Source organism: Alistipes finegoldii DSM 17242, assembly GCF_000265365.1.
In the GTDB taxonomy this organism is placed as follows: Bacteria; Bacteroidota; Bacteroidia; order Bacteroidales; family Rikenellaceae; genus Alistipes; species Alistipes finegoldii.
The window spans coordinates 2,610,286-2,635,923 of the sequence record NC_018011.1; the positions used below are offsets into that span (position 1 = coordinate 2,610,286).

Consider the following 25,638-nt stretch of genomic DNA (forward strand, 5'->3'; position numbering starts at 1 on the left):
CCTATGAAGACCTCTTTTTATCGTTTTGCGGCGCTCCTGCTTTTTGCGGCGGCGCTGAGCGCAGGATGCGGCGAGCGGACGGACGACATGCGTCTGCTCTATTGGAATATTCAGAACGGCATGTGGTCGGACCAGAGCAACGGCTACGACAATTTCGTGGCGTGGGTCAAAGGCTACGATCCCGACGTATGCGTGTGGTGCGAGGCCCAGTCGATCTATAAGTCGGGTACGGCGGAGAGGATGGATTCCGTCGATCGCTACCTGACGGCTAACTGGGGCGAACTGGCGGCCCGTTACGGTCATAAATACTGGTATGTGGGCGGCCACCGCGACAATTTCCCGCAGGTCGTTACGTCGAAGTATCCGATCGAGAACGTGCAGCGGATCGTCGGCCAAGCTCCCGACAGCATCGTTTCGCACGGCGCGGGCTGGGCCCGGATCGTGAAGAACGGCAGGCCGGTCAATATCGTGACGCTCCATACGTGGCCGCAGGCGTATGCCTTTCAGGCCGTGGACCGCGACGCCAGCAGGGCCGAACACGGCGGTGACCGTTACCGGCGCATGGAGATCGAGTATATCTGCTCGCATACGATCGCTACGCAGTCCGACGCCGGACAGCAGTTGTGGATGATGATGGGCGACTTCAATTCGCGCTCGCGCCTCGACAACCGGGTTTACAACTATCCCGACGACGACACGCGCCTGCTGGTGCATGATTATATCGCGGAGCATACGCCCTATGTCGACGTGATCGCGGAGAAGCACCCCGGCGAATTCCATACCACGACCCACGGGCAGAGCCGCATCGACTTCGTCTACTGCACGCCGCCGCTCTGCGAACGGATCACCCGTGCCGAGGTGATTGCGGACGACTTCACCGAGCCGGTGCGCGATCCGGGCAAGTTGTCGAACTTCTACCACCCCTCGGACCACCGTCCGATTCTGGTGGACTTTGATATGAAATAGAACGAATCAACAAATAAACTTAAAAAACACAAACATCATGAAACAGCTCGAAATGCTCTACGAGGGCAAGGCAAAACAGGTTTTCCGCACCGACGATCCCGAAAAGATCATCATTCACTACAAGGATGCGGCGACGGCTTTCAACAACATCAAGAAGGCTACGATCGAGAACAAGGGCGTGCTGAACAACGCCATCTCGACCCTGATTTTCAAAGAGCTTCAGAAGGCGGGCATCAAGACGCACTACATCGAGACGATCAACGACCGCGACCAGATCTGCCGCAAGGTGACGATCATTCCGCTGGAGGTGATCGTGCGCAACATCATCGCAGGCTCGATGGCCCAGCGTCTGGGCATCGAGGAGGGCACGCAGCCGTCGAACACCATTTACGACATCTGCTACAAGAAGGACGAACTGGGCGACCCGCTGATCAACGACCACCACGCCGTAGCGCTGGGCGCCGTGACCTACGACGAGCTGGATCTGATTTACGCCATGACTTCGCGCATCAACGAAGTGCTGCGGAACATGTTCGCCAAGATGAACATCAACCTCGTGGACTTCAAGATCGAGTTCGGCCGCACGTCGGACGGCGAGATCGTCCTCGCCGACGAGGTGTCGCCCGACACCTGCCGTCTGTGGGACATGTCCACCAACGAGAAACTCGATAAGGACCGTTTCCGCCGCGATCTGGGCAAGGTGCGCGAGGCTTACGAGGAGATTCTTGCCCGTCTGCAGAAAATCGTGGAGTAATGGCGATGCGGCAGATTAGCGACCGGGAGTTGCATGAGGAGTGCGGTGTGTTCGGCGTCTTCGGGGTGCCCGACGCTGCATCGCTGAGCTATTACGGCCTGCATGCACTGCAGCACCGCGGACAGGAGGGCGCGGGTATCGTGGCCGTCGACGAAGGGGGAATTTTCCGCCGCATCAAGGGCAGCGGACTGGTGACCGAGGTGTTCGACGAGGCGAAACTGGCGACGCTCAAGGGAAATACGGCCATCGGCCATGTGCGCTATACGACCGCCGGAGGCGGCGGCATCGAGAACGTGCAGCCGTTTCTGTTCCGTCACAACACGGGCGATTTCGCGCTGGCCCACAACGGCAACATCGTCAATTCGGCCCTGTTGCGCGAGTATCTGGAGAACAAGGGCAGCCTGTTCCAGTCCACGTCGGACAGCGAGATTCTGGCCCACCTGATCAAGAAGGAGACCCGCTACCACGACCGGCCGCGCATCTTTTCGATCATCGATGCGCTGAACATGCTGGAGGGGGCGTTCGCGTTCCTGATCATGACCGCCAACCGCATTTACGCCTGCCGGGACAAATACGGCCTGCGTCCGCTGGCCATCGGCCGGCTGGGCGACGGCTATGTCGTGTCGAGCGAAACCTGCGCGTTCGACGTGCTGGGTGCCGAGTTCGTGCGCGACGTCGAGCCGGGCGAGATCGTGACGATCGACAGGCAGGGTATCCGCAGCCGCGACTACTCGATGTACAAGCGCTGCGAGATGTGCTCGATGGAGTATATCTACTTCGCCCGTCCGGACAGCGACATCGACGGCTGCAACGTCCACGCCTACCGCAAGGAGTCGGGGCGTCTGCTCTTCAAGGAGTCGCCGGCCGATGCGGATATCGTGGTCGGTGTTCCCGATTCGAGCCTCAGCGCAGCGATGGGCTACGCCGAAGCGAGCGGCCTGCCGTACGAAATGGGACTCATCAAGAACAAGTATATCGGCCGTACGTTTATCCAGCCCTCGCAGGAGCTGCGCGAGAAGGGTGTGCGGATGAAGCTTTCGGCCGTGCGCAGCATCGTCAAGGGCAAGCGCGTCGTGCTGGTGGACGACTCGATCGTGCGCGGCACCACTTCGCGCCGCATCGTCACGATGCTCAAGGAGGCCGGGGCGACGGAGGTGCATGTGCGCATCGCCAGTCCGCAGATGACACATCCGTGTTTTTACGGCGTGGACACTTCGACGCGCGACGAGCTGATTTCGGCCCGCAAGGACCTCGAAGGCGTACGCGAGGAGATTTGCGCCGATTCGCTGGCGTTCCTGACGCCCGGCGCGCTGCTCAAGGCCGGCAACCGCAAGGAGCTTTGCATGGCCTGCTTCACGGGCGAGTATCCCACGGCGCTGTACCAGTCGGTCGATGAGGCGAACAAAGATGTAAAATGTTAAGTAAACCATTCAAGTAGACTATAATGGCACAGAGTTATGAGAAGGCCGGCGTAAACCTCGAAGCCGGATACGAAGTGGTGCGGCGTATCAAGAAGCACGTCGCGTCGACCTCGCGTTTGGGCGTGATGGGCAATATCGGCGCCTTCGGCGGCATGTTCGACCTTTCGGCGCTGAACGTGAAGGAGCCGGTGCTGGTGAGCGGCACCGACGGCGTGGGCACCAAGCTCAAGCTGGCGTTCGAGATGGACAAGCACGACACGATCGGCGTCGATGCCGTGGCCATGTGCGTGAACGACGTGCTGGCGCAGGGCGCGGAACCGCTGGTGTTCCTCGATTACGTGGCCGTGGGCCACAACGAGCCGAAGAAGATCGAAGCCATCGTCAGCGGCGTGGCCGAAGGCTGCCGTCAGGCCGGCTGCGCGCTGGTGGGCGGCGAGACGGCCGAGATGCCGGGCATGTATGCGCAGGGCGAGTATGACATCGCGGGCTTTACGGTCGGCGTGGTCGAGAAGTCGAAACTGATCGACGGCTCGAAGGTCAAGGCGGGCGACGTGCTGGTCGGCATCGCGTCGAGCGGCGTGCACTCCAACGGTTTCAGCCTTGTGCGCAAGATCGTCGCCGACAACTGCTTCGACCTGCACGAGGTATATCCCGAACTGTCGAACAAACTGCTGGGCGAGGTGCTGCTGACTCCGACCAAAATCTATGTCAAGCAGGTGTTGGAGGTGATCCGCAACTGCGACGTACACGGCATCAGCCACATCACGGGCGGCGGATTCGACGAGAATATTCCCCGCATCCTGCACGACGGGCAGGGACTCGAAATCGATGAGGGCGCATGGGAGATTCTGCCCGTGTTCCGCTTCCTCGAAAAGTACGGCAAGGTGGCGCACCGCGAGATGTTCAACATCTTCAACATGGGTATCGGCATGGTCATCGCCCTCGATGCGTCGGAGGCGGACAAGGCCATCGGCATCCTGACCGCGCAGGGCGAAAAGGCCTCGGTGATAGGACGTGTAACCGACGCCGAAGGTGTCGTAATCCGCTAAGGCCGTGCGACGCCTCGCAGTCTTCGCCAGCGGCAGCGGCACCAACTTCGAAGCCATCGTCTCGGCCTGCGAGCAGGGCGTGACCGGGGGCGAGGTGGTGCTCATGGTTTGCGACAAACCCGGAGCGCGGGTTGTCGAACGCGCTGCCGCGCACGGTGTCGAAACGTTTGTCTTCGCGCCGAAGGAGTACGCTTCGAAGGCCGATTACGAACGTGAAATCGTGCGGCTGCTCGATGCCGCGGGCGTGGAACTGGTTTGTCTGGCGGGGTATATGCGCATCGTCGGTGACGTGTTGCTGGAGGCTTACGGAGGACGGATCGTCAATATCCATCCCTCGCTGCTGCCGGCGTTCCGCGGAGCGCATGCCATCGAACAGGCGATGGAATACGGCGTCAAGGTGTTCGGGGTGACGATCCACTATGTCGATGCGTCGCTCGACGGCGGACGGATCATCGCCCAGCGGGCCTTCGAGTACGACGGTGATGACATCGAAGAGCTGGAAGCCCGGATTCATGCGGTGGAATATCCGCTTTACGTAGAAACGATAAAAAAACTGCTCGATCCATGAGTGTCGCATTCAATACGCTCGAATCGCTCGTCGACCGGCAGGCCGTCGCCTTTATCGGCTCGGTCGATGCCGAGGGTTTCCCCAATATGAAGGCCATGCTCGCACCGCGCGTACGGGAGGGGCTTGAGGTCTTCTACTTTACGACCAACACCTCGTCGATGCGTGCGGCGCAATACCGCCGCAATCCCAAGGCGGCCGTCTATTTCTGCGACGGGGCTTCTTTCGAGGGGCTGATGCTCCGCGGGACGATGGAGGTGCTGGAGGACGCTGCCAGCCGGCGGCTGATCTGGCGCGAGGGCGATACGGAGTATTATCCGCAGAGCGTGGACGATCCGGACTACAGCGTACTGCGGTTTACGGCCGTGGAAGGCAGGTATTACAGTAATTTTCATTCGGAAAATATCGAAATAAAATAGTAACAGATGAGAGCATTGATAAGTGTCAGCGACAAAACGGGTGTCGTTGATTTCGCCAAGGGCCTGCGTGCCTTGGGCTGGGAGGTGATCGCCACGGGCGGCACGATGAAACTGCTGGCCGACAGCGGTGTCGAGGTTATCAACATCAGCGACGTGACGGGATTTCCCGAAATCTGCGACGGCCGCGTCAAGACCCTGCACCCCAACGTGCACGGCGGCCTGCTGGCCCGCCGCGACGATCCCGAACACCTGAAAGCGCTGAAGGAGAACAAGATCGAGTTTATCGACATGGTCTGCGTGAACCTCTATCCGTTCCGGGAGACGATCTCGAAGCCCGACGTGAAGATGGAGGACGCCATCGAGAATATCGATATCGGCGGTCCCTCGATGCTGCGTTCGGCGGCCAAGAACTGGGCCGACGTGACGGTGGTCTGCGACCCTGCGGACTATGCGCAGATTCTCGACGAAATCCGCGCCGGCGGCAATACCGAGAAGGTTACGCGCCTGAAGCTTTCGGCCAAGGCCTATACCCATACCGCCGAGTACGATTCGATGATCGCGACCTACATGCGTGCGCAGGCCGGACTCAATGAGAAGCTGTTTCTCGAATTCGACCTCGTGCAGTCGCTGCGTTACGGCGAGAACCCGCACCAGTCGGCCCGATTCTACCGCGAGGAGAAAAAGGTTCCCTATTCGCTGGCTTTTGCCAAGCAGCTCAACGGCAAGGAGTTGTCGTACAACAATATCCAGGATGCCAACGCCGCGCTGTGCATCGTGCGTGAGTTCGACAAGCCCTTCTGCGTGGGTCTGAAGCATATGAATCCCTGCGGCGCGGCGGTAGGAAAGGATGTCGTGGAGGCGTGGACCAAGGCCTATGAAGCCGACAAGGTGTCGATTTTCGGCGGTATCGTGGCGACGAACCGCACCGTTACGAAGGAGGCGGCCGAGTTGATGAAGCCGATTTTCCTCGAAATCATCATGGCTCCCAAATTCGACGAGGGCGCGCTCGAAGTGCTTTGCACGAAGAAAAACCTGCGGCTGCTGGAGGTCGATATGGAGCAGGGCGCCGTCGGACAGAAGCAGTATGTCAGCGTGAACGGCGGTCTGTTGGTGCAGGACCTCGACGTGGAGACGAAGAGCGTGACGGCCGATATGTGCGTGACGGCGGCGAAACCCGCAGCGGAGCAGATGGACGACATGAACTTCGGCTGGCATATCGTCAAGCATGTGAAGTCGAACGCCATCGTGGTCGTGAAGGACGGCCGGACGCTGGGCGTCGGCGCAGGCCAGATGAACCGCATCGGTTCGGCCGAGATCGCCCTCAAACAGGCGCATGCCGCGGGCGTTACCGAAGGGCTGGTGCTGGCTTCGGACGGCTTCTTCCCCTTCGACGACTGCGTGACGCTGGCCGCCGAATACGGCGTGACGGCGATCGTGCAGCCGGGCGGTTCGGTGCGCGACGAAGATTCGGTCAAGAAGGCCGACGAGAAGGGCATCGCCATGGTATTTACGGGCGAAAGGCATTTCAAGCACTAGCAGAGCTTTAGTGCTTGACCATGCGGCGAACTATATTGATAATCCTCCTGAATCCCCCTTTGAAAAGGGGGACTTTGGATAAAGATTGTCAGGTTTGTCGCTTGATTCATCTGTGAAAAAACATGGATATTTTTGAAATTTCTTTGAAAGAACGGATAAAATAAACGGATATGAAAGTTCTGGTAATAGGCGGCGGCGGCCGTGAACATGCGATCGTAGACGCCCTCGCACGCTCGGCGCAGGTGGAGAAAATCTGGTGCGCCCCCGGCAATGCGGGCATTGCGGCGCAGGCCGAGTGCGTGGCGATCAAGGAGACCGAGGTGGAGAGACTGCGCGACTTCGCAGCGGCCAACGAAATCGGCCTTACGGTCGTGGGGCCGGAGGTGGCGCTGGCGGCGGGAGTCGTCGATGCGTTCAAGGCCGCCGGGCTGCGGATCTTCGGCCCGACGAAAGCCGCCGCGCGGATCGAATCGAGCAAGGAGTTCGCCAAGGACCTGATGGCCAAATACGCTATTCCGACGGCGGGGTACCGCGCTTTCACGGAGTATGCCGAAGCGTTGGATTACGTGGCTTCGCGTCCGCTTCCGGCGGTGTTGAAGTACGACGGGCTGGCGGCCGGCAAGGGCGTGGTGATCGCCGAGACGCTGGAAGAGGCCGACGCCGCACTGAAAGACATGCTGCTCGACGACAAGTTCGGCGAAGGCAAGGTCGTGGTCGAGGACTTCCTTACGGGACCCGAATTTTCGTTCATGTGCTTCGTGTCGGGCCGCAAGGTGTGGCCGATGGCGCTGGCGCAGGACCACAAGCGCGCCTTCGACGGCGACAAGGGGCCCAACACGGGCGGTATGGGGGCCTATTCCCCGCTGCCGTTCGTTACGGCGGAGGATGAGCGGTATGCGCTCGAAAGGATCCTGCAGCCGACGGCCGATGCGATGGTCGCCGAAGGGTGTCCGTTCGAAGGGGTGCTGTACGGCGGTCTGATGAAGACTCCGCAGGGGATCAAGGTGATCGAGTTCAACGCTCGTTTCGGCGATCCCGAAACCGAGGTCGTGCTGCCGCGCCTGAAGAGCGATATCGTCGATATCTTCTGCGCCGTGACCGACGGAGCGGATACGCGGCTCGAATGGCATGATTTCGCGACGCTGGGCGTCGTACTGGCCTCGAAGGGCTATCCCGGCTCCTATGAGAAGGGACACGAGATCAAGGGACTCGACCGGGTCGGAAGCGCTGTGTACCATATGGGTACGAAGGCCGACGGCGGCCGTATTCTGACGGCGGGCGGCCGTGTGCTGTTCGTCGTAGGCAAGGGGGCGACGCTGGCCGAAGCCCGTGCGAATGCGTTGAAGGACGTGGTGCAGATCGGATGCGACAATCTTTTTTACAGGACCGATATCGGACACTGGGCATTTGAAAAATAGTTGGAAAATATGATAATCAGCGGAAAAGAACTTTCAGCGAAACTTAAGGCCGAGATGGCCGCCGAGGTGGCGACGTTCGGCGAAAAATACGGCCGGGTGCCCCATCTGGTCGTGATTCTGGTGGGTGAAGACCCCGGCAGCGTGTCGTATGTGACGGGTAAGGCCAAGGCGTCGGCCGAGGTGGGGATTCGCAACACGACGATCCGCAAGCCGGAGACGATTTCGGAAGCGGAGCTGCTCGGCATTATCGCCGAATTGAATGCCGACGCGGAGGTGGACGGTATTCTGGTGCAACTGCCCCTGCCGAAACATATCGACGAGGACAAGGTGATCGAGGCGATCGACAAGGCCAAGGACGTGGACGGCTTTCATCCCCTGAACGTGGCGGCTTTGTGGCAGAAACAGCCCTGCACGCTCCCCTGCACGCCGAAGGGCATCATCAAGATGCTGAAGGCCGCAGGCGTCGGGATTGCGGGCAAGGAGGCCGTGGTGATCGGCCGCAGCAATATCGTGGGGCTTCCCGTGTCGAAACTGCTGCTGGATGAGAATGCTACGGTGACGATGACGCACAGCCGCACGCGCAATCTGCCGGAGGTGACACGCCGGGCCGATATTCTGGTCGTGGCGATCGGCCGGCCGAAATTCGTAACGGCCGACATGGTGCGTGAAGGCGCCGTGGTGATCGACGTGGGTGTAAACCGCGATCCTGAGACCGGGAAGTTGTGCGGCGACGTCGATTTCGCCGCAGTCGAGCCGAAGGCTTCGGTCATCACCCCCGTGCCGGGCGGTGTGGGGCCGATGACGATTTGCTGCCTGATGGAGAATACGATCGAGTGTTTTCTGCGGCGGATGGGCCGGAAATAGATGATGAATGCCTGAATCGGGTTTTCCCGGTTTGGGACAAGCATTCCGATAAGATAGGGTCCGTGGCCGGACCGAAATGCCCCGAAGCGAAAGCTTCGGGGCATTTGTTTTCCTGCGGGACAAACTGCGTCTTGCCTTTGCCGTTATCTCCGTGCCGCTGCGCAGGGATTGGTGTCGTGTGCTGTGTGCCGTGTGCCGTGTGCGGCGGCGGACGGCTTTCGCTGGGTTTTGCGTGCTGTCTTTATCCTTTTTGCTGGTGTTGGTATACATTTGCGTCCACGGGCTGTCCGTTGTAGTGCGACTTGGTATACAAAAAAGTCCTTTTGCTGGGCTTTAGCGGTTCTTGAGGTACATCTGCAGGGGATTATGCTTACCTTCGAATGTCACAATGAACGAAATTGTGTGTGCGAAATTAAACAATTCGGATCGGTGTGAATAATTGCGACCTTTTTTGATAGAACAATAAGGATTGCCCGCTTAATTCGTCCTGCGAGTTGCAGACCGTCCGGAAAATACGTACACTAATTTAAAAAAATCTCAACAATGAAACGTTTTTATTTGGTTGCTGCCCTTGCAGCGACAGCGATGGCTGCGGCCTTTTTTACTTCGTGTGACAAGCAGGATGAAGTTACCCCCCCCCAGCCTGAAAGCGCAGCATTAGGATTCCAGTCGGTTGTTACTGCAGCTCTGGAAACCCGTGCGGCAGGCGATCCGACTCCGCTCAATGCCTCGTTCAAAATCAATCTCGACACCAATGATGCTTATTCCACGGCTGTAAATAATCAGGAAGTTAAATATACGGTTGGCAGCGGCTATTCGATTTCTCCCGCGATTTATTTGTTGAAATCTTCCCGGAATATGGTCGCTTGGGCTCCGGTCGGCATCGAACCCGATGCCGAGGCTGCTCCCAATGTCTTTACGCTGAATCCGGGGAATACAACTGCGGCCGTCGATTTTGTATATCAGGAGAATACGGAGGTGAATTCAGGTAAGTGCACGGATCTGGCATTGACTCTGAAACACGCTTTTGCAAAACTGACGTTTACGTTGAATGCCACGAACTACCCGTTCAGTGCGCCGAGTCTTTCGTCGCTCGTGGTCAAGGGAACTCCCGGAGTCTCGACAATAGATATTTCAAACGGTTCTTATTCGACTGTTACGGATGCCGACCTGACGGTGGTCAGTACGGCTACTGACTTTACGAGTCCGAATGCCGTTACGGCATTGGTCCTTCCCAAAGCTGCAGCTTCGTTGACACTCGATTGTACGCTCGACGGGACTGCGTATCAGAATATCGCAGTCAAGGATATTGCCAAATTGGATGCCGGCGCGAATTATAACATTACGATAAACATAACGGGAACGGAGATATCGGTCTCCGGCGTGCAGGTCCCGGACTGGACTGCCGGCGGTAATGGTTCGGCAGATCTGAAATAAGGGGACTGGCCGTTTGCCCCGACCGTAAACATGAAGGGAACTGTCTGCAAGGACAGTTCCCTTTTTATTGTAAGAGCCGTTGTCGGAATCTGCTCCGGATGCACTATTTTTTCTTATAGTAACTGCATTGCAGCGTTTCGGGCATCGGGGCCGAGGCATCGCGGCGCCAGACCATCGCAAGGTCCTTCGACGGATCGCCCGTGCCGAAGTCGAAGCCGTCCGGCGAAGCGAAGGTTACGGGAATTGCGCCGGAGAATCCGTATGGGGCGTAGAATCCGCGCAGCCATTCCTCGCTGGGGATCAGCAGTGCCGCGTCGTCGCCGCGATCGGCGATCAGCCGCATCGCTTCGCCCATCAGCTTGCCGGCCAGCCCCCGGCGGCGGAATTCGGGAGCCGTCGCCACGCCGTAGATATAGGTCGTGCGGCCCAGCTGGCTTTCGAACGGCAGCAGGTGGAGCATCGCCGCCGTGCGGCCTTCGTATTCGGCCGTGAGCATGCGGCTGCGGCTGTAGTAGCGTATCAGGAACGAGTCGATGAACTGTTCGTCGTCGCCGAAGGCCGCGGTCCACAACTCTTTGCAGGCGATTTCGTCGGGGTGCAGGTGTATGGCCGTGAATTTGTGCTGGATGACGGCGGGGTGGTAGGAGAGTTTCGACTGGCGCAGACCGTCGATGCCGAGGTCCTCCTCGCGGTTGATCAGCGTGAAGCGTTCGGGCAGATGCTCGGCGAAGAGTTTGTTGATGATCGTGAAGGCTCCGTCGTAATCCGTGTCGGCCTTTTCGACGTGGGTGTCGAACGTGTGGTCGTTGACCGCCGAGCCGAACGTAAAGGCGACCAGCTTGTCACCGACGTAGATGCAGCCGCCCAGCATTTCCAGCTCCTCGAAGTGGTCGAAGGCCCGCTGCATGGCCCGCTGTTCGGCGCAGAGTTCCGAGGTGTGTCCCTCGTGCGCCCGGCGCCATTCGCGTTCGAGCTGCATGCACTCCGCGAAACGGTCGCGCGTCAGATTCTCGTACCGGAAGTCGGGGTATTCGGACATGAAGCGGTTGATGTGGTTGCGCTTGGGCTGGTAGCGGCGTCCCGTCAGGTTGCGCAGGTCTTCGGCGTTGTAGACGTAGTCTTCCAGTGCGCGGTCCGATTCGAATGCGAAAAGTCCCGCGTGCATGTTGCGGATCATCTCGCGGCCTTCGTCCGTCAGGCCGATCAGGCGCAGACGCTGCCCGTGGGCGTGGGCGTCTTCGCGCAGGGCGGGGATGATGCCCGCGAAATCGCCCTCGCCGACGGGCTGCATGTAGCCGATCTTCTCGCCGCCGCCGATGTGGAAGCGGATGACCAGAAAGCCGTCGATCACGGCCCATGCGCTATGGTACATTGCCTGCCAGCAGTACATGTTGGCGAATGCGAGGTCGCAGTTGAGGATGCCCGAAGGCATGGTATGGCGCTCGATGATCTGTTTGTCTTCGAGGCGTACGGGTTTGAATTCAATCATTGGGGGTGTAACTCTTGCGTTCGATATGGCTGTAATACTGCTGGATCAGCGCCCGGAACGACTGCATCAGGCTGTCGGCGGCGGGGGTGACCGGGCACTCCTGAACCTGCGCTCCCGAATCGTCGAGCACGACGGCGCCTTCGCCGGTCAGCGCGCGGAACTTCCCGTCGTACGACACCGACCAGCGTGGCCGCTCAGGCTCGTTCAGCACGTCGCGTCCGAAGGCGAAATAAGGTTCCTCGCTGCCCACGAGACCCAGCACCGTGGGCATGATGTCGAGCTGCTGCACTACGTCGCCGACCTCGCCCCGCAGCGCGCCGTCGGGCGTGTACATGAAGCCTATGATGTGGTAGTTGCCGGGGTAGGTGCGGGTCACGGGTGCGAATTTTTCGGACGATACATGATCGGCCACGAATACAAAAACCGTGCGGCGGAACCACTCTTCGCGGCCGAAACGTTCGAAAAAGAGGCGGAATGCATTGTCGTCGTAAGCCACGCCCTTGTGGATTTTGGTGTAGCCGTCGGGCAGCGTGTTTACGTATCGGGCGGGTACGACGAACGGATGGTGCGACGAGAGGGTGAAGAGCGTGGCGAAGAAGGGTTCCGGAGTTTCGGAAAGCTCCTCGCCCATGAATTGCAGGAACGGTTCGTCCCAGATGCCCCAGTAGCCGTCGAAATCCTCTTTGCCGTGCCGGGCTTCGTAATCCTCGCGGCTGACGAGCCGCTCCACGCCGGCCGAACGGGCATAGGCGCCGAAACCCATCGAGCCGCGCTCCGAACCGCAGAAAAACGCCGTGGCGTAACCTTTGTCGCGCAGGATGGCCGGCAGCTGCCGGCTTTCGCCCAACGACTGCGGCATCAGCACGAACGGCGTCTTGAACGACGGGATGCTGCCCAGCACCGAAGGCATGGCCTGAATCGAGCGGGTGCCGTTGGCATACATCCGTTTGAAGCACAACCCGCTGCGCATCAGCGAGTCGAGGAACGGCGTGAAACCTTTGGTCTTTCGGTCGGCATAGATTTCGGGCATCAGGTGCGCCGAATGTTCGGCCGACATGCTCTCCATAATGAAAATCACGACGTTGCGGCCCGCGAGGTTTACGGCCGTGCTGTCCGCCGGCTGATGGACCGGTGTGAAGCGGCGCGGCAGCTCTTCGGGCGGGAAGAATTTTTTATAGCTGACGCCGCCCGCACTGCCGATGGTGCGCAGGATGCAGAACGGATTGCTCAGAATCAGGTTGGCCTTGCCGCTGTCCGCAGTGTAGAGCGTGGCGTTGGAGAGGGTGATCGGCCGCGTCATGCGGGTCATGCCGCCGCGCATGCCGGCGATGCAGAGTCCGGCTGCGACGACGAAAATCGCCGTGCCGCCCGCATAGTAGCCCCAGCCCCGGCTCAGGAGGCTCTCCTCGCGTATCTTGCGGCCGTAGCCCCACACGAGCAGGGCGGTCAGGGCCGCCGCTGCGATGACCAGATACCAGTTTTCGGCCATGAATTTGCCGACCAGCTGCAACGAGTTGCCGTTGTCGGCGAAGAAGATTTCATCGGCGGTGAACCGCTTCTGCGTGTAGCGGAAATAGACGCAGTCGGCCATATTGACCGCCACGACCAGCACGGCGTTTACGACGGCGTAGTACCAGAACAGCAGACGGCGGTACCACTTGCGTTCGCGCGCGTGCAGAGGCAGCAGCGAGAGCAATACGAACACCCCGTCGGCGTAGACGACCGACGCGGTGTCGAATTTGAGTGAACCCGCCAGCAGCTGCCCCAGCTCTCCCCAGCTCAGCGGTCCCAGCAGCTGCGCGTTGTAGAGATAGAAAATCACGCGGCAGAGCATCAGCACCGCGTAAAGCAGTGCAATGCGCCGTAGCAGCATGGCCGTGGGGGTGTGCAGCAGGCGTTTCATGTTCCGGGGTGTTTTCGTGCGCGGTTCGTGCGCGGGCTATTCGCAGGCTTTGAGCGACATGTCGAGCGACTTGATCTGGTGCGTCAGCGCGCCGACCGAGATGAAATCGACGCCGCACTCGGCGTAGTCGCGCATCGTGTCGAGCGTGATGCCGCCGCTGGATTCGGTCTCGCAGCGTCCGGCGACCTTCTTCACCGCTTCGCGTGTCATGGCGGGCGTGAAGTTGTCGAACATGATGCGGTCCGCGCCGCCTGCGGCGAAGACTTCGTCGATGTCCTCCAGCGAACGCACCTCGCATTCGATCGGAATATCCTTGCCCTTGGCCTTGAGGTATTCGCGGGCGCCGCAGATCGCCTTGCGGATGCCGCCGGCAAAGTCGATGTGGTTGTCTTTCAGCAGGATCATGTCGAAAAGACCCATGCGGTGGTTTTCACCGCCGCCGATCTTCACGGCCATCTTGTCCAGTACGCGCATGCCGGGCGTGGTCTTGCGGGTGTCGAGGACTTTGGTGTGCAGTCCTTCGAGCCGCGCGACGTAAACGGCGGTCTGCGTCGCTACGCCGCTCATGCGCTGCATGATGTTGAGGATGATGCGCTCGGCCTGCAGCAGCGAACGCAGGCGGCCCGATACGTAAAACGCCACGTCGCCGGGTTTTACGCGGTCGCCGTCGTGAAGCACCTGCTCGAAGTGCATGTCGGGGTCGAGACGGTCGAATACGATCCGGGCGATTTCGATGCCGGCGATGATGCCTTCCTGCTTGCAAAGCAGGCGCATGCGGCCGTGTTCGCCGGCCGGGATGCACGAAAGCGACGTGTGGTCGCCGTCGCCGATGTCTTCTTTGATGCAAAGCTCGATAAGCTCGTCTACGAAAGGTCTGTATTCGGGTTTCATGTTCTTATTTGATAAGTGTTCCGTTGAATTCAGCTGTGTGGTTCAGGTGATAGGTGGGGTTGGTGCAAGTGAAGACCAAGTGGAATTTTTCTGCGTTGTCGGTCACTTCGCATGCGAAATTCGAAATTACGTAGTCTTCGTAAGGGGCATCGTCGATTTCGGGGATGATTGCGCCTGTGCTTTCGAAAATCGTCGATCCGTCGTCGTTGTGGCGTGATAGTTTGGGAAATACGATGGTCTTTACCGGTTCACGCGGGTTGTCGGTGAATTTTACATTCTTCATCGTCAGCGCAACGCTCTTGTCCGGCTGTTCGGTAAGGTTGCAGATTACGCCCGAAGTCTGGTTTGTCACGTCGCCTGCCGTGTCGGTGACTTTCAGTGTGCAGGTATATGACCCTGAGTCGGGATTGAAGTTTTCGTCGTCGTTGTCGCAGGCGGTGACGGTTGCGGCAGCCAGCAGGAGGAATAGTAATTTTTTCATGTTGCGTTATCCGTTTTATAAGTTAATGTTCAGTGTGATGCCGAATGTGCGGGGGCGTCCGCGCTGGACGAACTCGTTGCCGATCGATTTGAAATAGAATACGTCGTAACCGGCGTCGGTGAGGTTGCGGCCCCAGACGCTGAGCGAGTAGCGGGCGTGTTCGAAGCGTACCGAAGCGTCCGTAAGCGCGTAGAAAGGTTGTGAAAGCGTATTTTCTTCGTTCCACCAGATGCGGCCCGCGCAGCGGACGCCGGCCTGAAACACCAGATCGCCGAGCCATTTCACGCCGGTCGGGACGGTCCATGCGGCTCCGGCCGAAAGGGTGAGCTGCGGGGCGTAGGGGATGCGGTTGTCCTTGTAGCTGATGCGCACGGGATCGCCGTCGTCGTTCTTTACGGTCGTTTCGTACCGGACAAACCGGGCGTCGGTGTAGCCGTACGCGAGGTTGATGTCGAAGGTGCGCCACGGCGAAATCTGAACGGCCGCTTCGGCTCCGAGACTGCGCGTGCGCCCGGCGTTGGTCATCATGCGGCCGGTGGTCTGTCCCGGCGGAAAGACGGTGAGCTGCTGGTCGCGGCAGTCGATGTAGAACAGTGCGAAATCGCCCCGGACCGCGCCCTCCATGCACGAGAAATGCCCGCCGATCTCGTAGTTCCAGCTGTATTCGGGTTTGTAGGCGACGCCCCGCTGCACGTCGTACACTTCGCCGATGCCCATGCGGTTCATCATCTTCTGCTGGAGGACGTCGGAAAATATCTGGGTGTTGAAGCCGCCCGACTTGTAGCCCTTGGCGATGGTCAGGTAGAGGTTGCGCGTCTCGTCGAAGGAGTACATGACCGAGAATTTGGGCAGCAGCTCGGTAAAGGTCTGTTTCAATGTGCTGCGGTCGTCGATGTCTATTGGCCGTTCGTAGGCAGTCTCGTTTTTGATGTGGGTTTTGGTGTACCACGTATCCGTATAGTTGCGGTAACGCAGGCGGGCGTGCTCGAAGTCGAAGCGCAATCCTGCGGTGAAGCGCCAGCGTCCCAGCGTATAGTTGGATTCGTGGTAGAGGGCGCCGCCAGCCGAAGGCATGCGGAAATCGCTCCCCAGAAAGAGCTCGTCGCCGCCCGTTCCGTCCTTCAGCCCCCAGCTGTAGCGGTAGCTCTGGTCGTTTTCGTTGGCGTATTTGAGGATCAGCTCCTCGATGCCCGTCTGTTTGAAGTGCACCGGGGCGTTCATCGTGCCGTGGCGGTAGAATCCGAATGCCCCCAGCAGCCAGCGGTAGGCTTTGTCCCCGCGCGAACGGAAGACGAGGTCCTCAGTCACGCTATGCTCGGTACGGGCCTGCCTGAGCGTGAAATACGAGAGGGGCAGGAAATCCTGATCGAGGATCATCTCGTCGTCGGAATACTGGTAGCACGTGATGGAGGCGACGGTGAAATTGCCGGCGTCGTAGCGGATCGTGAGTCCGTCGCTCAGGGCGGTGCGGCGGTAGGAGCAGGGGTCGTTGTAGCGGATTTCCCCGCGGCGGACGACGGGGCGTCCGTCGTCGCCGATGATGTCGTCGCCGACATAGGCATAGGGATAGCCGCCCTGTTCGAGCACCGAGAACGAAAGCGTATTGTCGATGCGGAGTCCCGTGCGGTTGCGCCACTGGGTTTTCCAGCGTCCGCCGCCCAGCCGTTCCCAGTCGCATTTGTCGCCCGTGGCGAGATTCTCGAAGAATCCGCCCGTGTGGGTATAATAACCCGTTACGGCCATGCCCAGATCGGGCGTGAGTTTGTAGTAGGACGAGGCGCGGAACTTGTAGCTGTCGCCGCTGCCGTATTCGGCGCTCAGGCGCACGCCCTCGTACGAGAGCGGCGAGAGGGTGTAGACGTTGATTACGCCGCCCATCGTATTGCGGCCGTAGAGCGTGCTCTGCGGTCCGCGGAGTACTTCGATGCGTTCGGCGTCGGCCAGTTCCGTGTCGTAATTGTCCTTGTTGAGAACCGGTACGTTGTCGATATTGAGTCCCATGACCGGCTGGTCGATGCGCGCACCGAGTCCCCGGACGTAGATCGACGAGGTCATGCGCGAGCCGTAGTCGGGGGCGAAGAAGTTGGGGACCTGCTGGGAGAGGTGTTTCAGTGCGCCGATGCGCTCCCGTTCGATGGCGCGGCTGCCGACAATCGTCGCCGCGACGGGCTGCGACCGCAGGACCATGCCCTGCTTGATGGCCGTCACCTGCACCTTGTCCACCACGATCACGGTATCCGCCGCGGCCGGTTCCTCCCCGGCCGTGCCGGCGACTGCCGCCGTTGCCGCGGCATGCCGTTCCGGTGTCTGTGCTCCCCCGGCCGCCGCGAGGAGCGGAAGGAGTGTCAGAAGCGGTATGGTCAGTTGTCTGAGGTGCACGGTAAAGCGTTTGATTCGGATGCAAAGTAACGGATTTATTTCGGAAGCTGCAATCCTAATTTATGAGGAGGGGGCTTCACAGTTCGCCGGCATCGACGTAACCGGCCGTCAGGGCGTAGATGGCCAGACCCGCCACCGAGCGGATACCCAGCTTCTCCATGATGTTGCGGCGGTGCGAAATGACGGTCGTAAGCCCGATTTGCAGGCTGTTGGCGATCTGTTTGTTCATATAACCGCGGGCGATCAGCGCCAGCACCTCGGCTTCGCGGCCCGAAAGGGGCGCGGCTTCAGGACGCACCGCGCCGGGAACGATGTGTTCGGACCGGTGCGCGCCGTGGTGCATGCGCAGGATGTCGCGGACGATCGCCTCCTCGTTGGTGCAGACGTCGATGCAGTGCATGTCCGCATAAGCAGGCTGGGGCTGTCCGCTGCAAAGCAGGATCGTTTTGCTGCGCCGGGCGCGGAAGAAACTGCCGTGCGTGACGAAGAGCTGCGCCGCCACGAAGAAGTGGAAGAAGCGTTCCGGGTCCGCTTCCGTGAAGGATTCGAAGTCGCCGAAAAGTTCGACGTCGGCGGCGGGAATGATCTTTTCGAGAATGGATTTCATCCCGACGCCCATCAGGACGTTGGGCGCTGCGACGGCTATGGCGGGACGGCGCTCCATCGGCTTACTCGTGGTGATAGGGTTCGTTGTTGAGAATGGTGAAGGCGCGGTAGATCTGCTCGGCGAAGATCGCCCGCACGATCTGGTGCGAAAAGGTCATGCGCGAAAGGGACAGACGGGCGTCGGAGCGTTTGTAGACCTCCTCCGAGAATCCGTAAGGTCCGCCGATGACCAGCACCAGACGTTTCACGCCGCTGTTCATGCGTTTCTGGAGCCAATAGGCGAATTCGACCGACCGCATTTCGTCGCCCCGCTCGTCGAGCAGTACGACGTAGTCGCCGTCCGACAACTGGCGCAGGATCGCTTCGCCTTCGGCCGTGCGCTGCTGTTTGACGCTGAGGTTCTTGGTGTTGCGGATGTCGGGCAGGGCGGTGACCGCGAATTTGCAGTAGAAGTTTACGCGCCGGGCGTACATTTCGACCAGCGACGCGACCTCCTTCGAGTCGGTTTTGCCTATGACTATCAGTTCGATGACCATTTCTTTTCGTAAATCGTTTCCGCAGTCTGCCGCCGCATGCCGGACCGTGACTTGGTTGCCGGTCGAAGCGTTTGCCGGAGCTGCGCGAAAGGGGGGCGGGGCGTCGTAGCCCGGCCGGGGGTCGGAGCCGTAAAAAGCGGATTACAGGTCCGAATTCCATTCGCCGTCGGCGTCGGTGTAGATCACCGGCCGCGATTTCTCGACCGACTTGAGCCACTCGTAAGCCTTGTACATGTTGTAACCGTTGCCCGATTCGCCGCCCAGCGCGAAGGCGACGACGCAGGTGTGGTTGCGCGAGCGGTAGTACATCGCCTTGACCCGTTCGAGGTATTCGTCGGCCAGCGCGGGATCGTTCGACGGCGTGCCGCCCACACGGCGGTCGTCGCGCCTGTCGGGAGCGTTGATGTTGGCCCGGTCGATGACGTAAAGACCGAGTTCGTCGCAAAGTTCGTAGAACCACGCCGGCTGCGGATAGTCGGGGCAGACGGTGTTGCTGCCCTTGGATTTGAGGTTTTTCAGCTCCGCGAGGGTGATTTTACGGTCTGCGGCGGCGTTGTAGCGGGTTTTGACGAGTTTGATCTCCTTGTCGAAGCGGGTGATGCGGCCGTCGGTGAATTCGGTCTTGCCGAAGCCGATCTTCAGCGGCATGTATTCGCGGTAAGCTCCGTCGCGGCGCGTGAAGAGCATGACTTTGTAGAGCGGCGGATTCTTGGCGCCCGGTTCCCATTTGTTGGCGTTGGTGCCGTAAATGAAGGGGCTGAAGCGCACCGTGTCGGTCGTGCGGCCCGGAATCACGACTTCGCGGATGTTGAAGTCGAGCAGCTTGCCCTGCGGCGAGTAGATGTCGTAACCCACGGTGACGGGTTCGTCGTAGTTGAATGCGTTCTGGGCGACGATGGCCAGTTCGAGTACGCCGAATTTGCGGGTGGAGTCGGGGACGAGCGCGATTTCGAAGTCGCGGATCGAGCGTTTGTTCTGGGTGTATAGGTAGCTGTTTTCGAATGCCTTGCGCGACGCCGGGGCGGCGTTGAGCGCATCGGCCGCGCTGCGGCGCAGAGTCAGCACGACGGCGTTCTTGCCTTCGCGGATGTAGGGCGTCAGCGCGAATTCGGCGGGCGTCGAGGAGTCTTCGACCTCGGCGACCTCGGTGTCGTTGACCGTGAGCGTATAGGCCGTGCCGACGTTTTCGAGGTGGAGGTACACCACGCCGTCGGTCCAGACGTAGGGAATGTCTATCACCTGTCCGACGGCCACCGCGTCGTCCGTGGCCGCGAACGCTTCGGGGGTGTAGGCGATATAGGCTTCGACGCCTGCGCGGTTGCGGGCGTCGGCGTCGTGGCGCTTGTCGTAGGGAACGACCTCGGTGCGCTGGATGCGTCCCGCTTCGACCGGACGCGAGAGAATCTCGGTCGCGGGCGGCTCCTTGATATTGTAGAGGTCCTGTGCCCGGATGCCTGCGGCGCAGAGGATCGCCGCCGTCAGCAGTATGGTACGTTTCATCGTGCGTGTTCTTATATAGGTTAGGCAAAGGTACTTTTTTTTTGTCAAATCGCAAATAATAGGTATCTTTGTAAATTCGAAAAGAACGAATAGGAGCATTGATAAATAGGAGCATTGATAAAATGAAAGATATGAAATCGCAGAGAATCGCAGAAATTCTGAAGTCGGGTGCCGAGGACACCGACATCGTCGTCAAAGGTTGGGTGCGCACCAAGCGCGGAAACAAGAATGTGGCGTTCATCGCCCTCAATGACGGATCGTGCGTTGCGAATATCCAGATAGTGGTCGATCTTGCCAAGTTCGGCGAAGAGCAGCTCAAACCCATCACCACGGGCGCCTGCATCCGTGTGGACGGACGGCTCGTGGCGTCGCTCGGATCGGGCCAGCGCGTCGAGGTGCAGGCCGAGAAGATCGAGATCTACGGCACGGCCGATCCGGAGACCTATCCCCTGCAGAAAAAGGGGCATTCGCTGGAGTTCCTGCGCGACATCGCCTATCTGCGTCCGCGCACCAATACCTTCGGCGCGGTGCTGCGCATCCGGCACGCCATGGCCTACGCCATTCACGAATATTTCAACAGGGAGGGGTTCTATTACTTCCACACCCCGCTTATCACGGCTTCGGACTGCGAGGGTGCAGGCGCCATGTTTCAGGTGACGACGCTCGACCTGAACGACGTGCCCAAGAATGAGCAGGGACAGGTCGATTTCTCGCAGGACTTCTTCGGCAAGGCCTGCAACCTGACCGTGTCGGGCCAGCTCGAAGGCGAGCTGGGCGCGCTGTCGCTGGGCCGCATCTACACCTTCGGTCCCACGTTCCGCGCCGAGAATTCCAATACTCCGCGCCATGCGTCGGAGTTCTGGATGATCGAGCCGGAGGCCGCCTTCTATGAGCTGGAGGACAACATGGAGCTGGCCGAGGATTTCCTCAAGTACCTGATCCGGTATGCGCTGGACAACTGCGCCGAGGACCTCGAATTCATGAACAAGATGTGGGACAACGGACTGCTGGACCGCCTGCACTTCGTGCTGGAGAACGACTTCAAGCGTCTCGACTACACCGAGGGCATCGAAATACTGAAGGCTTCGGGCCGCAAGTTCGAATTCCCCTGCGACTGGGGCTGCGACCTGCAGTCGGAGCATGAGCGTTATCTGGTCGAGGAGCATTTCAAGCGTCCCGTCATCCTGATCAACTATCCCAAGGACATCAAGGCCTTCTACATGAAGCAGAACGACGACGGCAAGACCGTACGCGCTATGGACGTATTGTTCCCCGGAATCGGCGAAATCATCGGCGGATCGGAGCGTGAGGCCGATTATGGCAAGCTTCATGCAAGGGTCGCCGAATTGGGCATGAACGAGAAGGAGCTTTGGTGGTATCTCGACACCCGCCGCTGGGGTTCGGCTCCGCATTCGGGCTTCGGTCTGGGCTTCGACCGGCTGCTGCTCTTCGTGACGGGCATGACCAACATCCGCGACGTGCAGCCGTTCCCGCGCACGCCGAAGAACGCCGATTTTTAAAACCGCCCGGAAAGGCCGTTTCACACCTCATGCTGCCGGACCCGAACGAATTTCTTGTTCGGGCTGTGCGGGGCAGGCCTAGAAATAGGCGCCTTTCCATACGATTTACCCGGTTGCGGCCGTTTGTTTACTAACCGAAAGAAGAAACCAAATTCAGAACGAACTATTCTTAATTTGGAAAAAGTATGGCTATTAATCAGAAACAGGTATTATCGCTTCAGCAGAAGCTCTCTCCGCAGCAGATTCAGATGATCAAGCTCTTGGAGCTGCCCACCGTGCAGCTCGAACAACGTATCAAACAGGAGATTGAGGACAACATCGTGCTGGAGGAGGAGGAACATGCGTCCGAAGAGGAGGAGCAGCCGCAGCAGATCTCCGTGGACGAGTATCTGCGCGAAGACGATACGCCTTCCTATAAAAGCCGCATAAACAACTATTCGAAAGACGACAAACAGCGTCCGGTTTTCCTGACCGAAGGCCGTTCGCTGCCCGAATATCTGCTTGAACAGCTCGGTTTCCGCAACCTTTCGGAGCGTGACATGCGTCTGGCCGCCTATCTGGTCGGGAGCATCGATGAGGACGGTTACCTGCGCCGCGATCTGGAATCCGTCGCCGACGACATCGCCTTCACGCTCGGAATCGAGACTTCGGCCGAGGAGCTGGAGCGCCTGCTCGGAGTCCTGCACGAACTGGAACCGGCCGGTATCGGCGCCCGCAACCTGCGGGAGTGCCTGCTGCTGCAGATGGCGCAGATTCCGATCAACAGCCGCCCCCGGCGGCTGGCCCGCAAGATTCTGACCAACTATTTCGAAGAGTTCGTCAAGAAGCATTACGAGAAACTGATGTCGCGCCTGCAGGTGTCGGAGGAGGATTTCCGCGAAGCGATCGCCGAGATCAGGCGGCTCTCGCCCAAGCCCGGCAACCTCTATGCCGAGGGCGGCACCGACACGACGCCCTACATCATTCCCGATTTTATCCTCGATTATCAGGACGGGCGGTTCCAGCTCTCGCTCAATTCGTACAACGTCCCCGAAGTCCGCGTGAACCGTCGTTATATGGACATGATCCGCGAGATGGTCGGCTCCGACGGCACGGTCCGCGAGAAGGACAAGGAGGCGATTCAGTTCGTGAAGAACAAGATCGACTCGGCCAAATGGTTCATCTCGGCCATCAAGCAGCGTCACGACACGCTGATGCGCACGATGCAGACCATTCTCGACTACCAGCAGGAGTACTTCAAGGACGGCGACAAATCGAAACTGCGGCCGATGATCCTCAAGGACATCGCCGACCGCACGGGACTCGACGTTTCGACGATCTCGCGCGTGGTGAACAGCAAGTACGTGCAGACCCAGTTCGGCATCATCCTGCTCAAGTCGCTCTTCTCGGAGGCGATGCAGACCGAGAGCGGCGAGGAGGTGTCGAGCTATGAAATCAAAAACATATTGCAGGAGTGTATCGACGAGGAGGACAAGCGCCATCCGCTGACGGATGAGACGCTGATGGACATTCTCAACTCGAAAGGCTACCGGATTGCCCGCCGCACGGTGGCCAAGTACCGCGAAATGCTCGGAATCCCCGTCGCCCGGCTTCGCAAACAGATATAGATGAAGAACAGAAAACCGGCCGCCGGCCGTTTGCGCCCCGTGCGGGGACGTTGCGGGCGGATACGGAACCGATTTGCGCTGATCCGCCGGGCCGCCCCGGAAGGCGGCGGCAGGTCTGAGGCAGTTGCGGCCGGTGTGATAATTTGAAGAATGTACAGAAAACTCTCGAACGGCATATCGTGGGCTTTGCACCCGTTTCTGCTGCCTCTCTACATGATCGGCGTACTGCTGACGCTTACCGTCTTCGCGCATTATCCGTCGGGCGTGAAGATCTACCTGCTGTGGGTGGTGGCGCTTTATGCCATTATCATCCCCCTGCTGGCGCTGGGGGTGCTACGGTCGCTGGGCCGGATTTCGGATTACAGGATCGACGACCGCCGCGAGCGGCTTCTGCCACTGCTGGTAGGCGCCGTGTGCTATGTGCTGTGCGCCATTACGATCGCCAAAATTCCCTCCGCCATCTTCCTGCGTAAGTTCATGATCGCCGCCGCCTGCTGCGAGGTGATGTGTCTGGTGGTGTCGCTCTATTGGAAGATCAGCCTGCACCTGACGGCGATGGGGGCCGTGGTCGCATTGCTGGTGGTGATGAATATCGCGGGCGTGGGCGACATGATGGTTCCGCTGATGATCGCCATACTCTGCGCCGGGGCGCTGGCTTCGGCCCGTCTCTATCTGGGGTGTCACAACGGGCAGCAGGTGCTGGCCGGATTCTGCGGCGGGTTCGCCGTCGCGGCGCTGGCCGTGCTGTTTCTGTAGTCGGTGCGGATCTGAAATAGGAAAGCCCGGAGCATTGCTCCGGGCTTTTTCGTATGCGGACTGCGGATCAGACGCATCCCTGCGCCAGCATGGCGTTGGCGACCTTCATGAAGCCGCCGATGTTGGCGCCGTTGACGTAGTTGATGTAGCCGTCGGCCTGAGTTCCGTACTGCACGCAGACGGAGTGGATGTTCTGCATGATCGAGCGGAGCTTGGCGTCCACCTCTTCGGGCGACCACGTGATGCGCATCGAGTTCTGCGTCATTTCGAGACCCGACGTCGCCACGCCGCCTGCATTGGCGGCTTTGCCCGGCGCGTAGAGCAGCTTGTGCTGCTGGAAGATGCGGATGGCGTCGGGCGTCGAGGGCATGTTGGCGCCTTCGGCGACGCAGATGCAGCCGTTGTCGACGAGCGCCTGCGCTTCGTCGCCGTTCAGCTCGTTCTGCGTGGCGCACGGCATGGCGATGTCGCACTTGACGCCCCACGGACGCTGGCCGGGGTAGTAGGTCGCCGAAGGATAGCGGTCGGCGTACTCCTTGATACGGCCGCGGAAGATATTTTTCAATTCCATTACATAGTCCAGTTTCGCGGCGTCGATGCCTTCGGGATCGTGGATGTAACCCGACGAGTCGGAGAGCGTCACGACCTTGGCGCCGAGCTGCGTGGCTTTCTGGCAGGCGTACTGCGCCACGTTGCCCGAACCCGAAATGCAGACGGTCTTGCCTTCGAAGCTCTCTTTGCGCGTGGCGAGCATCTCCTGCGCGAAGTAGCAGGTGCCGTAGCCCGTGGCTTCGGGGCGCAGCGGGCTGCCGCCCCAGTCGCGGCCCTTGCCGGTGAGCGTGCCCGTGAATTCGTCGCGCAGACGTTTGTACTGGCCGAACATGAAGCCGATTTCACGGCCGCCGACGCCGATGTCGCCCGCCGGAACGTCGGTGTCCTGTCCGATGTGACGCTGAAGCTCGGTCATGAACGACTGGCAGAACTTCATCACTTCGTTGTCCGAACGGCCCTTGGGGTTGAAGTCCGAACCGCCTTTGCCGCCGCCCATGGGCAGGGTCGTCAGGCTGTTCTTGAAGGTCTGTTCGAAGGCGAGGAACTTGAGGATCGAGAGATTGACCGAAGGATGGAAGCGGATGCCGCCCTTGTAGGGGCCGATGGCACTGTTCATCTGTACGCGATAGCCGCGGTTGATTTCGATTTCGCCTTTGTCGTTGAGCCACGGCACGCGGAAAATGATGACGCGTTCGGGTTCGGCGATGCGCTCCAGAACTTTCATTTTCTGCAATACGGGGCTTGCCACGATGTGGGGTGCCAGCGATTCGGCCACCTCGCGGACAGCCTGATGGAATTCCGGCTCGTTGGGGTTGCGGAGGGTGAGTTGCGCCATGAAATCTTCGACGTACTGATGGGCTTGATCGTTCATAGTCAATCTGTGTTTTGAGGGTTATTATTCGAGTACCGCTGTAAAAATAATGTATCTTCGGGAGTTTTGCAAGTTCTTTAAGAATTTGCTAAAATATTTTACTTATGCGATTTTCAGT

At 59.6% G+C, this 25,638-nt stretch carries 22 protein-coding genes; 13 read left to right on the forward strand and 9 right to left on the reverse strand.

Annotation, left to right across the window (positions count from 1 at the left end):
• Positions 1-3 precede the first annotated feature (3 nt).
• The 10 genes from ALFI_RS11370 to ALFI_RS11415 all read left to right on the forward strand — a co-directional run bounded on the left by ALFI_RS11370 (position 4) and on the right by ALFI_RS11415 (position 10,429).
• Positions 4-966 carry an endonuclease/exonuclease/phosphatase family protein gene (locus tag ALFI_RS11370; RefSeq protein WP_014775925.1) on the forward strand — a complete coding sequence of 321 codons (963 nt, stop codon included), beginning with the start codon at positions 4-6 and terminating at the stop codon, positions 964-966.
• 37 nt (positions 967-1,003) lie between these two features.
• Entirely contained in the window at positions 1,004-1,720 is a 717-nt protein-coding gene (gene purC / locus ALFI_RS11375; RefSeq protein WP_009597338.1) for a phosphoribosylaminoimidazolesuccinocarboxamide synthase, read from the forward strand.
• Positions 1,720-3,141, forward strand: coding sequence for an amidophosphoribosyltransferase (gene purF / locus ALFI_RS11380; protein WP_014775926.1), 1,422 nt, complete (start codon positions 1,720-1,722; stop codon positions 3,139-3,141). Before purC ends, purF begins: the two co-directional genes overlap by 1 nt.
• 23 nt (positions 3,142-3,164) lie before the next feature.
• Positions 3,165-4,190: a phosphoribosylformylglycinamidine cyclo-ligase gene (gene purM, locus ALFI_RS11385; protein WP_014775927.1), complete on the forward strand. Its 1,026-nt coding sequence runs from the start codon at positions 3,165-3,167 to the stop codon at positions 4,188-4,190.
• Between the two features lie 4 nt (positions 4,191-4,194).
• Positions 4,195-4,758 (forward strand): phosphoribosylglycinamide formyltransferase, encoded by a 564-nt coding sequence (gene purN, locus ALFI_RS11390; protein WP_009597404.1) that lies wholly within the window; start codon positions 4,195-4,197, stop codon positions 4,756-4,758.
• Positions 4,755-5,174, forward strand: a complete 420-nt coding sequence (locus ALFI_RS11395; RefSeq protein WP_014775928.1) for a pyridoxamine 5'-phosphate oxidase family protein — start codon at positions 4,755-4,757, stop codon at positions 5,172-5,174. The genes purN and ALFI_RS11395 overlap by 4 nt, the downstream gene beginning before the upstream one ends.
• Positions 5,175-5,180: 6 nt before the next feature.
• The gene (gene purH / locus ALFI_RS11400) at positions 5,181-6,710 is read left to right on the forward strand and encodes a bifunctional phosphoribosylaminoimidazolecarboxamide formyltransferase/IMP cyclohydrolase (RefSeq protein WP_014775929.1); all 1,530 of its coding nucleotides are present in this window, start codon (positions 5,181-5,183) and stop codon (positions 6,708-6,710) included.
• Positions 6,711-6,880: 170 nt separating this feature from the next.
• Positions 6,881-8,128 carry a phosphoribosylamine--glycine ligase gene (purD, locus tag ALFI_RS11405; protein ID WP_014775930.1) on the forward strand — a complete coding sequence of 416 codons (1,248 nt, stop codon included), beginning with the start codon at positions 6,881-6,883 and terminating at the stop codon, positions 8,126-8,128.
• 9 nt (positions 8,129-8,137) lie between these two features.
• Positions 8,138-8,992, forward strand: coding sequence for a bifunctional methylenetetrahydrofolate dehydrogenase/methenyltetrahydrofolate cyclohydrolase FolD (gene folD / locus ALFI_RS11410; protein WP_014775931.1), 855 nt, complete (start codon positions 8,138-8,140; stop codon positions 8,990-8,992).
• A gap of 543 nt (positions 8,993-9,535) precedes the next feature.
• Positions 9,536-10,429 carry a fimbrillin family protein gene (locus ALFI_RS11415; protein ID WP_014775932.1) on the forward strand — a complete coding sequence of 298 codons (894 nt, stop codon included), beginning with the start codon at positions 9,536-9,538 and terminating at the stop codon, positions 10,427-10,429.
• Between the two features lie 103 nt (positions 10,430-10,532).
• Here the strand turns inward: ALFI_RS11415 and ALFI_RS11420 are convergent, their stop codons facing one another.
• From ALFI_RS11420 to ALFI_RS11455, 8 genes are all read right to left on the reverse strand, one after another.
• The gene (locus ALFI_RS11420; RefSeq protein WP_014775933.1) at positions 10,533-11,918 is read right to left on the reverse strand and encodes a GNAT family N-acetyltransferase; all 1,386 of its coding nucleotides are present in this window, start codon (positions 11,916-11,918) and stop codon (positions 10,533-10,535) included.
• Entirely contained in the window at positions 11,911-13,821 is a 1,911-nt protein-coding gene (locus ALFI_RS11425; RefSeq protein WP_014775934.1) for an LTA synthase family protein, read from the reverse strand. The genes ALFI_RS11420 and ALFI_RS11425 overlap by 8 nt, the downstream gene beginning before the upstream one ends.
• Positions 13,822-13,857: 36 nt before the next feature.
• Positions 13,858-14,712, reverse strand: coding sequence for a carboxylating nicotinate-nucleotide diphosphorylase (nadC, locus tag ALFI_RS11430; RefSeq protein WP_014775935.1), 855 nt, complete (start codon positions 14,710-14,712; stop codon positions 13,858-13,860).
• A 4-nt stretch (positions 14,713-14,716) separates the two neighbouring features.
• Positions 14,717-15,193 carry a hypothetical protein gene (locus ALFI_RS11435; RefSeq protein WP_009597374.1) on the reverse strand — a complete coding sequence of 159 codons (477 nt, stop codon included), beginning with the start codon at positions 15,191-15,193 and terminating at the stop codon, positions 14,717-14,719.
• A 15-nt stretch (positions 15,194-15,208) separates the two neighbouring features.
• A complete protein-coding gene (locus tag ALFI_RS11440; protein WP_009597418.1) occupies positions 15,209-17,572 on the reverse strand; it encodes a TonB-dependent receptor in 2,364 nt (787 codons plus the stop codon).
• Positions 17,573-17,648: 76 nt separating this feature from the next.
• Positions 17,649-18,236 (reverse strand): helix-turn-helix transcriptional regulator, encoded by a 588-nt coding sequence (locus ALFI_RS11445; protein ID WP_014775936.1) that lies wholly within the window; start codon positions 18,234-18,236, stop codon positions 17,649-17,651.
• A gap of 4 nt (positions 18,237-18,240) precedes the next feature.
• Positions 18,241-18,714: a 23S rRNA (pseudouridine(1915)-N(3))-methyltransferase RlmH gene (gene rlmH, locus ALFI_RS11450; protein WP_009597397.1), complete on the reverse strand. Its 474-nt coding sequence runs from the start codon at positions 18,712-18,714 to the stop codon at positions 18,241-18,243.
• Between the two features lie 141 nt (positions 18,715-18,855).
• Positions 18,856-20,214 carry a glycoside hydrolase family 2 TIM barrel-domain containing protein gene (locus tag ALFI_RS11455; protein ID WP_014775937.1) on the reverse strand — a complete coding sequence of 453 codons (1,359 nt, stop codon included), beginning with the start codon at positions 20,212-20,214 and terminating at the stop codon, positions 18,856-18,858.
• A 131-nt stretch (positions 20,215-20,345) separates the two neighbouring features.
• Here ALFI_RS11455 and asnS point away from each other — a divergent pair, with 131 nt between their 5' ends.
• From asnS to ALFI_RS11470, 3 genes are all read left to right on the forward strand, one after another.
• A complete protein-coding gene (asnS, locus tag ALFI_RS11460) occupies positions 20,346-21,734 on the forward strand; it encodes an asparagine--tRNA ligase (RefSeq protein ID WP_009597341.1) in 1,389 nt (462 codons plus the stop codon).
• Between the two features lie 185 nt (positions 21,735-21,919).
• Positions 21,920-23,341: an RNA polymerase factor sigma-54 gene (gene rpoN / locus ALFI_RS11465; protein WP_009597405.1), complete on the forward strand. Its 1,422-nt coding sequence runs from the start codon at positions 21,920-21,922 to the stop codon at positions 23,339-23,341.
• A 150-nt stretch (positions 23,342-23,491) separates the two neighbouring features.
• Positions 23,492-24,097 (forward strand): hypothetical protein, encoded by a 606-nt coding sequence (locus ALFI_RS11470; protein ID WP_014775938.1) that lies wholly within the window; start codon positions 23,492-23,494, stop codon positions 24,095-24,097.
• A 67-nt stretch (positions 24,098-24,164) separates the two neighbouring features.
• On the opposite strand, the gene gdhA is transcribed toward ALFI_RS11470, so the two are convergent.
• Positions 24,165-25,520 (reverse strand): NADP-specific glutamate dehydrogenase, encoded by a 1,356-nt coding sequence (gdhA, locus tag ALFI_RS11475; protein ID WP_014775939.1) that lies wholly within the window; start codon positions 25,518-25,520, stop codon positions 24,165-24,167.
• Between the last annotated feature and the right edge of the window lie 118 nt (positions 25,521-25,638).

Excerpts from the sequence above, each read along its gene's own strand:
- gdhA (WP_014775939.1), bottom strand. The coding sequence starts at position 25,520 with ATGAACGATCAAGCCCATCAGTACGTCGAAGATTTCATGGCGCAACTC.
- ALFI_RS11370 (WP_014775925.1), top strand. The coding sequence starts at position 4 with ATGAAGACCTCTTTTTATCGTTTTGCGGCGCTCCTGCTTTTTGCGGCG.
- ALFI_RS11445 (WP_014775936.1), bottom strand. The coding sequence starts at position 18,236 with ATGGAGCGCCGTCCCGCCATAGCCGTCGCAGCGCCCAACGTCCTGATG.
- ALFI_RS11425 (WP_014775934.1), bottom strand. The coding sequence starts at position 13,821 with ATGAAACGCCTGCTGCACACCCCCACGGCCATGCTGCTACGGCGCATT.
- ALFI_RS11455 (WP_014775937.1), bottom strand. The coding sequence starts at position 20,214 with ATGAAACGTACCATACTGCTGACGGCGGCGATCCTCTGCGCCGCAGGC.
- purM (WP_014775927.1), top strand. The coding sequence starts at position 3,165 with ATGGCACAGAGTTATGAGAAGGCCGGCGTAAACCTCGAAGCCGGATAC.
- asnS (WP_009597341.1), top strand. The coding sequence starts at position 20,346 with ATGAAATCGCAGAGAATCGCAGAAATTCTGAAGTCGGGTGCCGAGGAC.
- ALFI_RS11395 (WP_014775928.1), top strand. The coding sequence starts at position 4,755 with ATGAGTGTCGCATTCAATACGCTCGAATCGCTCGTCGACCGGCAGGCC.
- ALFI_RS11420 (WP_014775933.1), bottom strand. The coding sequence starts at position 11,918 with ATGATTGAATTCAAACCCGTACGCCTCGAAGACAAACAGATCATCGAG.
- ALFI_RS11470 (WP_014775938.1), top strand. The coding sequence starts at position 23,492 with ATGTACAGAAAACTCTCGAACGGCATATCGTGGGCTTTGCACCCGTTT.
- folD (WP_014775931.1), top strand. The coding sequence starts at position 8,138 with ATGATAATCAGCGGAAAAGAACTTTCAGCGAAACTTAAGGCCGAGATG.
- purF (WP_014775926.1), top strand. The coding sequence starts at position 1,720 with ATGGCGATGCGGCAGATTAGCGACCGGGAGTTGCATGAGGAGTGCGGT.
- ALFI_RS11415 (WP_014775932.1), top strand. The coding sequence starts at position 9,536 with ATGAAACGTTTTTATTTGGTTGCTGCCCTTGCAGCGACAGCGATGGCT.
- rpoN (WP_009597405.1), top strand. The coding sequence starts at position 21,920 with ATGGCTATTAATCAGAAACAGGTATTATCGCTTCAGCAGAAGCTCTCT.
- ALFI_RS11435 (WP_009597374.1), bottom strand. The coding sequence starts at position 15,193 with ATGAAAAAATTACTATTCCTCCTGCTGGCTGCCGCAACCGTCACCGCC.
- purD (WP_014775930.1), top strand. The coding sequence starts at position 6,881 with ATGAAAGTTCTGGTAATAGGCGGCGGCGGCCGTGAACATGCGATCGTA.
- nadC (WP_014775935.1), bottom strand. The coding sequence starts at position 14,712 with ATGAAACCCGAATACAGACCTTTCGTAGACGAGCTTATCGAGCTTTGC.
- purC (WP_009597338.1), top strand. The coding sequence starts at position 1,004 with ATGAAACAGCTCGAAATGCTCTACGAGGGCAAGGCAAAACAGGTTTTC.
- purH (WP_014775929.1), top strand. The coding sequence starts at position 5,181 with ATGAGAGCATTGATAAGTGTCAGCGACAAAACGGGTGTCGTTGATTTC.
- rlmH (WP_009597397.1), bottom strand. The coding sequence starts at position 18,714 with ATGGTCATCGAACTGATAGTCATAGGCAAAACCGACTCGAAGGAGGTC.